General features: G+C 73.1%; 8 protein-coding genes. 1 reads left to right on the forward strand and 7 read right to left on the reverse strand.

The window, feature by feature from the left end:
• Positions 1-39 precede the first annotated feature (39 nt).
• Positions 40-912: a hydroxymethylglutaryl-CoA lyase gene (locus tag C8N24_RS28795; RefSeq protein ID WP_121256687.1), complete on the forward strand. Its 873-nt coding sequence runs from the start codon at positions 40-42 to the stop codon at positions 910-912.
• Here the strand turns inward: C8N24_RS28795 and C8N24_RS28800 are convergent.
• The 7 genes from C8N24_RS28800 to C8N24_RS28835 all read right to left on the reverse strand — a co-directional run bounded on the left by C8N24_RS28800 (position 874) and on the right by C8N24_RS28835 (position 11702).
• Positions 874-1473 (reverse strand): isochorismatase family protein, encoded by a 600-nt coding sequence (locus tag C8N24_RS28800; RefSeq protein ID WP_121256689.1) that lies wholly within the window; start codon positions 1471-1473, stop codon positions 874-876. The genes C8N24_RS28795 and C8N24_RS28800 overlap by 39 nt on opposite strands.
• Complete coding sequence (locus C8N24_RS28805; RefSeq protein ID WP_121256692.1) at positions 1466-3340, reverse strand: hydantoinase B/oxoprolinase family protein; 1875 nt, start codon at positions 3338-3340, stop codon at positions 1466-1468. Before C8N24_RS28805 ends, C8N24_RS28800 begins: the two co-directional genes overlap by 8 nt.
• The gene (locus tag C8N24_RS28810; protein WP_121256695.1) at positions 3340-5310 is read right to left on the reverse strand and encodes a hydantoinase/oxoprolinase family protein; all 1971 of its coding nucleotides are present in this window, start codon (positions 5308-5310) and stop codon (positions 3340-3342) included. The genes C8N24_RS28805 and C8N24_RS28810 overlap by 1 nt, the downstream gene beginning before the upstream one ends.
• 10 nt (positions 5311-5320) lie before the next feature.
• Positions 5321-6478 carry a CaiB/BaiF CoA transferase family protein gene (locus C8N24_RS28815; RefSeq protein WP_121256697.1) on the reverse strand — a complete coding sequence of 386 codons (1158 nt, stop codon included), beginning with the start codon at positions 6476-6478 and terminating at the stop codon, positions 5321-5323.
• On the reverse strand, positions 6460-7065 hold the full coding sequence (locus C8N24_RS28820; protein ID WP_121256700.1) for a GntR family transcriptional regulator: 606 nt from the start codon (positions 7063-7065) through the stop codon (positions 6460-6462). Before C8N24_RS28820 ends, C8N24_RS28815 begins: the two co-directional genes overlap by 19 nt.
• Before the next feature lie 63 nt (positions 7066-7128).
• Positions 7129-8271 (reverse strand): sigma factor-like helix-turn-helix DNA-binding protein, encoded by a 1143-nt coding sequence (locus C8N24_RS28825; RefSeq protein ID WP_170179494.1) that lies wholly within the window; start codon positions 8269-8271, stop codon positions 7129-7131.
• 95 nt (positions 8272-8366) lie between these two features.
• Entirely contained in the window at positions 8367-11702 is a 3336-nt protein-coding gene (locus C8N24_RS28835) for an EAL domain-containing protein (protein WP_147448033.1), read from the reverse strand.
• Positions 11703-11728 lie beyond the last annotated feature (26 nt).

Below are 11728 nucleotides of genomic sequence, written 5' to 3' on the forward strand. Positions count from 1 at the left end.
GCGCGACGGTAGTCGGAACCGATACGCCACACTCAAGAGGTGCCCGTGAGCATCTGCGACGTGGGGCCGCGGGACGGCCTCCAGAACGACAAGGTGACGCTGGATCCGAGGACTCGCGCGGAGCTGTGCACGCGGCTCGCCGGCGCCGGGCTCACCCGCATCGAGGCCGTCAGCTTCGTGCACCCCAAGCTCGTCCCGCAGATGGCCGGCGCCGAGGAGGTCTTCGAGCACCTCCCCACTGACGACGGCGTCGCGTACAGCTCGCTCGTCCTCAACCGCAAGGGCCTGGACCGGGCGCTCGCGACCGCGACGACGGAGATCCACGTCGCCTACCCGGTCACCGACACGTTCGCCCAGCGCAACCAGAACGTCACCGTCGAGCAGGCGGCGCAGATCGCGACCGAGATCATCCAGGCCACCGACCTGAAGGTCACGGCGACCATCTCCGTCGCGTTCGGCTGCCCGTTCGAGGGCAAGGTCGACCCGGGCCGGGTGATCGAGCACGCGCACCGCATGGCCGAAGCGGGCGCGGACGAGGTCATCCTCGCCGACACGATCGGGGTCGGAACCCCGCACCAGGTCAAGCAGCTCGTCCCCGAAGCCCTCAAATCCGGCAAGCCCGTCGGCCTCCACCTCCACAACACGCGCAACACCGGCTACGCGAACGCCTACGCCGGCCTCGAGCACGGCGTGACCGTCTTCGACGCCTCCGTCGGCGGCCTCGGCGGCTGCCCGTTCGCGCCGCGCGCAACCGGCAACATCGCCACCGAGGACCTCGTCTACCTGCTCGAGAACGAAGGCGTCGTCACCGGCGTCGACCTCGACGCCCTGATCGAGGTCGCGCACTGGCTGAGCGCCACGATGGGCAAGGAGCTACCCGGCCTCGTGCAGCGCGCGGGCAACTTCGGCTAGCCCGACCACGTCCCCGTAGCGGCCCGCGATGTCCGCCAGCGACTGCTCGTGGGCCGCGGCCGACCGGTCGCCCACGCACTCGCGCGGGATGATCGGCGCGAGCCCGTGCTGCATCGCGTCCACGACGGTCGCGCGCACGCATCCCGAGGTCGAGGCGCCGCACACCACGAGCGTGTCGAAGCCCGCGACCATCGCCCCGAACGGCGTGCCGAAGAACGCGCTCGCGCCCGACTTCGAGATCACCGGCTCCGTCTCCAACCGCCCGAGCCGCGGATCGACCTCGACCCACGGCGTCCCCGGCGCGCACGTCCGCAGCGCCGGCACCTTGCGCAGGAACACGGCGGCGGCGGCCTCCCCCACGTCGTCGTAGACCACCGTCGTGAAGAAGACCGGGACACCCGCACCCCGAGCGACATCCAGCAGCTCCCGCACCGCCACCAGCACCTCGTCGAGCGCGCACGCCAACGGCGACGACGGGTCCGTGAACCCGCGGTTGAGGTCGACGACGACCACGGCGGGGCGCGAGCCGAAGCCCACCGCCCCGCCGAAGCCCTCAGGCACGCGCCCGTTCCATGGCGGACTCGGGGCTCTCCAAGGGCGACCAGCGCAGCGGCGTGGCGGGCGACGGAGCCGGCAACCCGGTCTCCGCCTCGCAGGACGCCAACGCCTCCGCGATCGGCGGCCCGAAGTCGAACGCCAGCGGCTCGCCACGCTCCTCCCGCTGCCGAGCACGCTCCGCCGCGGTCGCGTCAGGGTCCCCCACGACGACGCCGTAGTTGCGCAACGCGCCCTCGACCGACACGAGCCCGAAGGCCACGTCCCGCTCCACCGCCTCGACCGGCCGCTCCAGCCGGTCCTTCCAGCCACCGCCACCCGCGGTGCGGTAGATCAGCATGTCGCCGGGCGCCACCTCCACCTCGTCGCACTTGGCCGGCAACACCTGCTCGGTCCCGTCCGCCCGCCGCAGCACCTTCTCCGACCGCGCGCCCGGCAACCCGCCCAGCACGCCCCACGGACGCGTGAGCCAGCGGTCGTCGTGGATCGAGACGTGCCCCGGCTCCAGGTACACGTACCGCTTCTCCACGCCGTTCCCGCCGCGGTGCAACCCCGCACCGCCGCTGTCGGTCACCGTCGTGTACCCGTCGACCCGCAAGGGGTAATACGCCTCCAGGTACTCCGTCGGGATGTTCTCGAACAGCGGCCACCACGAGTGCCCATCCATGCCGTCGCCGATCGGGCGGCCGGGAATCCCGCCGTAGAGGATCTCCATGGCGTAGAAGAACTCGCCGGACTCCTTCCAGCCCGAGTAGAGCATGTAGGGCGACGTGCCGTAGCCCGCCGCCGTGTTGAGCTCCGGCGCCTGCTTGGTCAGCGCCCCGCCCAGCACGTCGAACAGCCGCGCCAGCCCGTGCGTGCGACAGCCCAGAGCGGCGGGATACCGCGGCGCGAGCAGGCACCCTTCCGGCATCACGACGTGCAGCAGCGGATAGAAGCCGTCGTTGAACAGGATGTCGGGGTCGTTGACCATGATCAGGTAGACCCCGATGAACATCTTGAACATGCCCTCGGAGAGGTAGAAGTTGATCGGCCCGAGCGCCTGCGGATCGGTGCCCGACCAGTCGAACCAGGCCTCCTCCCCCTCCCGCCAGATCGTCAGCTTCATCTTGTACGGGCCGTTGCCGAGCCCGTCGTCGTCGATGTAGTCCTCGAAGGTCTGCTTCTCCTCGGGGATCGCGAGCAGGATCAGCTTGCGCATCGCCTCGTGCGTGCGGTCGAGCAGCGCCTGCAACGTCGCCAGGTAGACGTCCTTGCCGAAGCGCTCGCACAGCCCCATCACGCGCTTCTCGCCCGCGTGGCAGGCGGCGATGATCGCGAACAGGTCCGCCCGGTTCATCTCGGGCAGGCGCATGTTGTTGAGGATCAGCTTGAGGACCTGCTCCTGCACCTCGCCGCGCTCGACGATCTTCAGGGGCGGGATGATCAGGCCCTCCTCGAAGATCGTGGTCGCGCCGGTCGGCAGCGAGCCCGGCAGCCGCCCGCCCGCGTCCATCTGATGGCCGAACTGCGAGCACCAGCCCACGAGCTCGTCCTCGTAGAACACGGGCACGAGCACGAGCCAGTCGTTCGTGTGCGAGATCGACCCGGAGCACTTGTACGGGTCGCTCGTGAGGATCACGTCGCCCGGGTACACCCCCTGGTCCCAGTCGGCCATCATCTCGTTGATGTAGGCGCCGAACTGGCCGACCACCATCCGGCCCTGCGGGTCGGTGATCATCGGGAACTCGTCGTGCTGCTCGCGGATGACCGGCGACATGGCGCTGCGGAAGAGCACCGCGTCCATCTCGAAGCGCGCGTGCCGCAGCGCGTTCTCGATGATGTCGACGGTGACCGGGTCGACCTCGAGGTCGGGGATCTCGGCGATCTTCATCACGACCCCTTCCGGATCAGGACGTTGAAGTAGCGATCGACCTCGGCGACGTAGCCGTCGAGCACGACGGTCGTGGAGTCGAACTCGGTGATGATCGACGGCCCCGGGACGATCGTCCCCGGATGCAGGTCCGCGCGGGCGTGCGTGCCCGGCTCGAGCATGGCCTCGACCGGGTCCTCCTCCGGCAGCTCGGGCTGTGGCCGGTCGCCCGTGCCGACCGCACGCAGGTTGACGATCTCCGACGCCGTGTCGTGCATCCGGAACCCGTACAGCTGCTCGTGCAGGTCGTTGAAGCGCGACTCGAGGTCATCGCCCCAGGGCACCGGGATCTCGTAGCCCTGCCCGCGGTAGCGCATGTCGGCCAGGAACTCGATCTGCTGGTCGGCCGCGGCGATGCCCTGCGCGTCCATCCACTCCCGCGCGCGGCCCTCGAGCTCGCCGAGGATGGCGGACGCGTCCCCGACCTCGGACGTGAGCTTGATCAGCGTCTGCGCGAACTCGTTGCGGAAGCCGGCGACGAGGTCGCCGAGCGCGCAGAGGAGCCCGGGCGACGGCGGCACGATCACCGGGAAGGACCCCATCAGCTCCGCCACCGCGTTGGCGTGCAGCGGGCCGGCGCCGCCGAAGGCGACCATCGCGAACTCGCGCGGGTCGTGGCCCCGCTGGACGGAGATGACCCGCAGCGCACCCGCCATGTTCTCGTTGACGATCCGCAGGATGCCGTCGGCGGCGTCCTCCAGGGACAGCCCCATCGCGTCCGCCACCTTCTGCACGGCGGTGCGCGCGGCCTCCACGTCAAGCGTCATCTCCCCGCCGATCAGGTCCGCCGGCAGATGGCCGAGGACGACGTTGGCGTCGGTGACCGTCGGCGCCTCGCCGCCCTGCCCGTACGCCGCGGGACCGGGCTCGGCGCCGGCGCTCTGCGGCCCGACGCGCAAGGCGCCGGTGAGCTCCGGGACGTGGGCGATCGAGCCGCCGCCCGCGCCGACCGTGTGCACGTCGACGCTCGGCACCTTGATCCGGAACTGGCCGATCGTGGTCTCGCGCCCGATCGTCGGCTCCCCCGCCTGGCACAGCGACACGTCCGTGGACGTCCCGCCCATGTCGAACGTGAGCACGTTCGGGAACCCGGCCCGCGCCGCCACGTACAGCGCGCCCGCCACCCCGCCCGACGGGCCCGAGAGCACGCCGTAGACCGGGTTCCGCGCCGCCTCCTTCGGCGTCATCACACCCGCGTCCGAGCGCAGGATGTCGACCTCCGTCCGGACGCCCATGTCGCTCAGCGAGGACTGCAGGCGGTCCACGTACTGCGCGACCTGCGGGCGCACGTAGGAGTTCATGCACGCCGTCAGCGTGCGCTCGTACTCGCGGAACTCCGGGAGCACGGCGCTGCTGATCGTCACCGGGAAACCCGGGTGCAGCTCCTCCACCAGGTCGGCGATCTCCTGCTCGTGCGCGCCGTTGACGTACGAGTTGATCAGGCTGATCGTGAGCGACTCGACCCCGCTCTCCACCAGGTCCCCGATCACGCGCGTCACCTGCTCGCGGTCGACCGCGACGAGCGTGTTCCCGCGCGCGTCCATCCGCTCGATCGCCTCCCGCGTGTCCGCCAGGGAGGCCGGCGGGTCGGGCTTGACCATGATGATCCAGCCCGCGAGCGGCCCCGGGGTCTGCGAGCGCGCGAGGTGCAGGATCTGCCCGAAGCCCTGCGTCGTGATCAGCCCGACGCGCGCGCCCTTGGACTCGAGCACCGCGTTCGTGGCGACCGTCGTCCCGTGCACCACGTTGGCGAGGTCCGCCGGCTCGATCCCCGCTTCCGCGCAGATCCGGCTCACCCCCTTGAGCACGCCCTGCGATGGATCCGAGGGCGTCGACGGGGTCTTGACCCGCCACTGCCGATGGTCGCCGTCGTCGACGAGAAACAGGTCGGTGAACGTCCCTCCGACGTCCACCCCGAGCCGATACGCCATGCCGCTCCTTTCAGCCTCGTCCGAGCTCCTCCAGCACTGCGTCCGTGTCCGCCCCCACGGTCCAGCGTGCGGCCTGGCGGATGGAGCCGGGCGTCCGGCTCAGCTTGGGCACGATCCCCGGCACGGTGATGCGCCCGTGGACCTCGTCCTCGACCTCCACGAGCAGCTCGCGCTCGCGGAAGTACGGATCCTGGTAGACGTCCTCGGCGGTGTAGACCGGCGCGCACACCACGCCGCCGCCGTTGACGATCTCGTCCAGCTCGTCGGCCGTGTGCTCGGCAGCGAACGCGCCGATGATCTCGTCGAGCAGGTCCTCGTGCTCGCCGCGGGCGTGGTGGGTGGCGAACCGCTCGTCCTCCCCCAGCTCGGGCTGCCCCATGATCTTCGCCAGGCGCCGCCAGAGCGTGTCGTGGTTGGCCGCGATCACGACCCACTTGCCGTCCTTGGACCGGTAGACGTTGCTGGGCGCGATCCGCGGCAGCCGCGGGCCGGTGGGCTGGCGGACGAAGCCGGTCTTCTCGTACTCGAGCGTGCTCGACTCGCTCATGGCGAAGCACGCGTCGACGATGCTCGCGTCCACCACCTGGCCCTCCGCGCCGTTCGCGCGGGCGATCAGCGCGAGCAGGATGCCCTGGAACGCCGACTGCGCCGCGAGCGTGTCGCCGAGCGAGATGCCCGACCGCGGCGGCGCCTGGTCGGGATAGCCGTTGATGTGCCGCAGGCCGCTGATCGCCTCGCCCGCGGACGCGAACCCCGGGCGGTCGCGGTAGCGGCCGGTCTGCCCGTAGCCGCTCACGCGCGCGTAGATCAGGCCGGGGTTGCGGGCGTGCAGGTCCTCCGGCCCGAGGCCCCACTTCTCCATCGTGCCGGGGCGGAAGTTCTCCAGCACGATGTCGGCGCCCGCCGCCAGGTCCGCGGCGATCCGCTGCCCCTCCGGCTCACGCAGGTTCAGGGCGACCGAGCGCTTGTTGCGGGCGAGGATCGACCACCACAGCGAGCGGTCGTTGTGGCGCAGGCGGCCCCAGTCGCGCATCGCGTCGCCGTCGCCCGGCGCCTCGATCTTGATCACGTCGGCGCCGAAGTCGCCGAGCAGCGTGCCGGTGAACGGCCCCGCGAGCAGCTGGCCGAACTCGATCGCTCTGAGCCCTGTCAAAGGTGCGTCGGCCATGTCTCCTCCAGGAAGGCGATCGCGCCGAGGATGTGCATGCGCATCACGGCCTCGGCGAGCTGGGCGTCACGGGCACGGAAGGCGTCGACCAGCCGGCGGTGGCACAGCAGCGACTCCTCCCGCTGGCGCTCGTCGTGCCAGAAGTGGCTGCGGAAGGTGCGGGGGATCCCGGTCGCGGCCCGCATGGCCACGACCAGGCGCGGGCTGTGGGCGGCCTCGACGATGATCCGGTGGAACGCCTCGTTGGCGACGATGGGATCGGGGTCGTCGCAGAGCGCCTCGAGCCGGGCGATGTCCTCGGGGCTGATCCGGGTGGCGGCGAGCGCGGCCGCGTGCGGCTCCAGCAGCGCGCGCAGCTCGTACAGGTCCTGCAGGTCGTCGCGGTCGAACGTCCGCACGACCGCACCACGGTTGGGCTCGACGTCCACGAGCCCCTGCGCCTCGAGCTGCAGGAGCGCCTCGCGGACCGGCGTGCGGCTCGTCCCGAACCGCTGCGCGAGCGCTTCCGCGCGCAGGCGCTCGCCCGGCTTCAGCTCCCCTTCGAGGATCGCCTCTTCCAGCAGATCGCGCACACGCGGCGACGCCATCTTGCATACGAAATCATGCCCAGAGGCGGTGCGCAAGCCCGATACAGGGCTTTTTGCATGCAATCAGCGGTCGAGACCGGGCGGTGGCTCGTCCCAGCGCTCTCCGCTCGGGGCGGCGGGAGGCGGCTCGGGCGCGGGCGTCGCCGGCTCCTGCCGGCGCAGCGTCCACACCACGACGAGCGTCATCGCGGCCAGCGCGAGCAGCAGGGCCGTGATGAGCGCGCCGAGCGACGTCGTGGGCGCGGCGGCAGCGGGCAGGTTGGTCTGCGTGACGCCGTCCACGCCGCCCGCCCCGGGCGTGCGCTCGGCGTCCACGTCGCCCGTCCGCCGCGGCTTGCGCGCTGCTCCGCGGTCGCCGTCCCGGCCGCCGCCGGCGCTCGGCCGGATCGCGCTCGCGACCGGCTCGGCGTCGGCCCGCGCGGTCGGCGGCGCCACCGCGGCGACGCACCCGCCGCGCTGCGCCAGCGCCCGCAGCTTCCGCAGCCCGGCCCGCTCGATCCGTGCGACCTTGCGGACGCTGACGTCGAGCCGGCGGGCGACGCTCGCCCGCGTCCGGGCCGGCTGGCGGCCGACGCCTGCGCGGAGCGTGAGGACGCGGCGCTGCTCGGCCGGGAGGGCGTCGAGGCAGCCGGTCGCGCGCGTGACGGTCTGGACGAGCCGCCGGTCGCGGCGCTGCGCGGCGCTCAGCCGTGTGAGGTCGACGCCCGCCGGCACCGACGGCCCGCGGGTGCTGCCTGAGCACGTGCCGGGAGTGGAGCAGCGGCGCTTCGCCGGCTCGCCACCCGCGCGGGAGCCGCTTCCGCCGCCCGCAGCAGAACCGGAGGAGCCGGAGCCGCCGCCACCGCCCGTGGCGGAGCCGCCGCCGGACCCGGAACCGCCGCTGGAGCCGGACTCGCCGCTCGAGCCGGATCCGCCGCCCGTCGTCGAGCCGCCGCCCGCGCTCGTCCCGCCGCCACCACCGCCGCCAGAGCTCGAAGGCGGCGCACCCTGCGGTGCGTTGGGCGTGGGCACGGGTGCCTGCACCGTCGGGACCGGCACCTGCACCGTCGGCACGGGCACCGGCACCGTGGGGACCGGCACCTGCACGGTCGGCACGGGCACCGGCACCTGCACCGTCGGCACCGGTACCTGCACGGTGGGCACGGGCACCTTCGGGAGGTTCTTCGTGGGGTCGGGCAGCTGCGCGAAGGCGGGCGCCGTGATCACCACGGTCAAGACTCCGGCGCCGATCAGGCTTCGCGTTCTCACTCCACGGCGCGACTTACCGCAGACCGATCTCCGTCAAACCAGAGCGGCGGCGATCAGGTCTGCTCGATGATCCCCCGGGCGAGTCGCGTAAACAGCCGCCGGGCACCCGCGACCTCCTTGGGCCCGCTGTCCCGGCGCTGCAGCACCTCGACCACGAGCGCGCCGAAGCGCTCGACCACGAGGAAGCGCTCGAGCAGGGTCGAGCCGCCGAGCTCCGCGCGGGCGGAGAGCCGCTGCGTCGCCGCCTCGGCGACGTCCCAGTCGGCGGCGTCGCACGCCGCGGCGACGCGCTGGGCCCACTCGCTGAGCTCCGCGACCCCCGTCTCACGCGCGAACCAGCCGTGGCGGCCGGTCTCGTACAGGCCGGCGGCGACCGACTGCAGGCGGTCCGGCTGCATCCGCAGCAGCTCGGCGACCACCGGCAGCGGCGCGGTCGGGGTGCCGACCTCGCGCAGCTGCGTCCGCGGGCGCCACGCAGGCCCCGCGCTGAGCCGGTGCAGCTCCGCGACAGGGAAGCGCCGGTGCCCGCCGGGCGTGCGCACGACGGCGATCCGCCCGGTGTCGGCCCACCGGCGGATCGTGCTCGGGGAGACGCCGAGGACGTCGGTCGCCTCGCCGAGGGCGACGGTCGGCTCGGCCGCCTCGGCCACCGGCGCCTCGAGCGACCAGGCGACGCGGTCGGGCGCGAGCCCCGCACGCAGCAGCGCCTCGACCTCGGTGGCCGGCGCGGGCCGGGCGACGCCGAAGCCCTGCACCGTGTCGCAGTCCATGCTGGCGATCCACGACGCCTGCTCGGGCGTCTCCACGCCCTCGGCGATCACGGTCACGTCGAGCGCCGTCGCCATCGAGACGATCGCCCGCAGGATGTGGCGGTCGCTCTCGGCATCCGCGATCCCGGCGATGAACGACCGGTCGACCTTCAGCCCGTCCAGCGGGAAGCGCTTGACGTAGTTCAGCGACGAGTACCCCGTCCCGAAGTCGTCGAGCAGCAGCCGCACGCCGAGCGCCTTCAGCCGCTGCAGGTGCGCGAGCGGCGAGCCCGCGTCCTCCATCAGCACCGTCTCGGTCAGCTCGAGCGCCAGCCGGTCGGGCTCGAGCCCGCTCTGCTGCAGCGCGTCGCCGATCTCCTCTACGAGGCCCGGCGCCGCGATCTGCCGCCCGGAGACGTTCACGGACACCCAGACGCGCGGGAGCGACGGATCGGCGTCCCAGCGCTTGAGCTGCCGGCACGCCTCGCGGATCACCCAGCGCCCGAGCGCGAGGATCAGCCCCGAGGACTCCGCGGCCGGGATGAACTCGCCCGGCGGGACGAGCCCGCGCTCCGGATGCTGCCAGCGCACCAGCGCCTCGAGCCCGATGGTCTGCCGCTCATGCAGCGAGACGAGCGGCTGGTAGTGCAGCACCAGCTCATCGTTCTCCAGGGCCCGGCGCAGGTCGTGCTCGAGCCGGATCCGCTCGGCGACGCGCCGTCGCATCGTGCGGTCGAACAGCTCGTAGGTCGTCCCGGGCTGGTCCTGCGCGCGCTGCAACGCGGTCTCCGCGTCGCGCATCAGCGAGTCCGCGCTGCTCGACACCCAGTCGCCGAGCGCGACACCGATCGACACCGCGGGCTGCAGCACGTGCTCGCCGACCACCACGGGGGCGTCGAACGCGCCGATCACGCGACGCACGATCTCGATCGTGCCGCGCTCGCCGGAGATGTCCTCGCAGACGATGCCGAACTCGTCGCCGCCGAGCCGCGCGAGCGTGTCGCCGGCCCGCAGCGCGCCCTCCAGGCGGCGGGCGAACGACGCCAGCAGCTCATCGCCGACCTCGTAGCCGAACGTGTCGTTGATGTCGCGGAAGCCGTCGACGTCCAGCGTGAGCACGGCGACGGACTCGCCCTGCCGCCCCGCGCGGGCGATCGCGTGCGTGACGCGGTCGGCGAACTGTTCGCGGCCGGGCAGGGCGGCGAGCTCGGGCGGCTGCGACGGCCGCTCGCGCCGGTCGGCGCCCGAGTTCGAGACGAGGTGCGCCGCGGTCTCGACCACGCGCTCCTCCCCCGCCGTGAACGAACGGGTCTCGTAGCTGGCGGCCGCGAGCCAGCGGCGCGGCCCCGGCCCGAGGCCGAGCGGTGCCACGATCGCGCCGCGCACACCCGCCCCGCGCCACACGGACGGGAGCCGGCCGCCCTCGAGCAGCCGCGCGGCGCCCGGCAGCTCGTCCGCGACCGGCATCGCGAGCGGCACCGAGCCGTGGGCCGCCACCGTGGCCGTCGTGCCGTCGGGCCGGCGCTCGAGCACCATCGCCGCGTCGACCGCCAGCGCGCTGCCGATGCCCGCGGCGGTGGTCCGCATCAGGTGCGCGTCGGGCGTCCCTTCCAGCGCGAGCCGCCCGAGCGCGGCGAGCATCTCCTGCGCCCGCACCTCGCGCGCGAGCGGGTGATGCGCACGGCGCGGCTCCTCGACGTCGACGATCTGGCACAGCCCGTAGCGCGAGACACCCGCGGCGTCACGGGCGAGCGAGAGGACGACGTCGCAGGCCACGGGCTCGTCGCCGGCCGCCAGCAGCCGGAGCCGGCGGCGGCTGAACTCGACTTCACCGGCGTGCAGGCGCCGCACCGCGTCCTCGGCGGCGGGAAGGTCGTCCGGATGGAGGAAGCTGCGGGCCCCGTCACGCGCCAGCAGCGCGTGCGGCGAGGCACCCAGCACCTCGGCCAGGCGCTCGTTGAGGTCCACGACGCGCGGCCGCACCGGGTCCAGGGTGAAGATCGCGATGCCGGCCGACGAGTAGCGGAACGCGGTCGCCAGCCGTCCGTCGCCGAGCAGCTCGAGGCGCCCGGCGCGCACGGACGCCTCCAGGCGCTCGTGCATCTCCCACGCGTCGCGCTCGCGCACGAGCGGCTCGGTCAGCGCGTCCACCAGCGCCAGCACCGCCGCGCGGTCGACGTCGGTCAGCGGCGGCTCGCCCGCGTGCCGGCCGACCACCACGACGCCCGCGATCCGCGCCGCTCCCGGCCGGCGGACGGGCACGCCGAACAGCGAGTGCAGGCCGAAGTGCAGCGTGTGCGGGCCGGCGGGCGGGCCGATCCAGCTCGACAGCTCCTCGGGCTTGCCGGTCCGGTCGAGCGTCTCGCCGCGGCGGAACGCCTCGAGCAGCGTCGGGCCGGGCCAGCCGGAGTCGTGGCCGACGAACTCCGCCTGGTACGCGGCGATCTCCGGCTGCACGGCCGCCGCCGCCATCGGCACCACCGCGCCGCGCAGCGCCGACTTGAGGTAGATGACGCACGCGCACCCGTGCGTGCGCGCGAACAGCTCGGCGACGTCCTGCAATCCGCTTCGGCCCGCGGCGCGGCCCTCCGCGATCAACCGAGCAGCGGCGTGGGTGACGTCAATGGCCTGGCTGGACATAGAGCGGCGGGGACCCTAGCCGTCCA

Source organism: Solirubrobacter pauli, from assembly GCF_003633755.1.
Lineage (GTDB): Bacteria > Actinomycetota > Thermoleophilia > Solirubrobacterales > Solirubrobacteraceae > Solirubrobacter > Solirubrobacter pauli.

Excerpts from the sequence above, each read along its gene's own strand:
- C8N24_RS28805 (WP_121256692.1), bottom strand. The coding sequence starts at position 3,340 with ATGAAGATCGCCGAGATCCCCGACCTCGAGGTCGACCCGGTCACCGTC.
- C8N24_RS28810 (WP_121256695.1), bottom strand. The coding sequence starts at position 5,310 with ATGGCGTATCGGCTCGGGGTGGACGTCGGAGGGACGTTCACCGACCTG.
- C8N24_RS28815 (WP_121256697.1), bottom strand. The coding sequence starts at position 6,478 with ATGGCCGACGCACCTTTGACAGGGCTCAGAGCGATCGAGTTCGGCCAG.
- C8N24_RS28820 (WP_121256700.1), bottom strand. The coding sequence starts at position 7,065 with ATGGCGTCGCCGCGTGTGCGCGATCTGCTGGAAGAGGCGATCCTCGAA.
- C8N24_RS28835 (WP_147448033.1), bottom strand. The coding sequence starts at position 11,702 with ATGTCCAGCCAGGCCATTGACGTCACCCACGCCGCTGCTCGGTTGATC.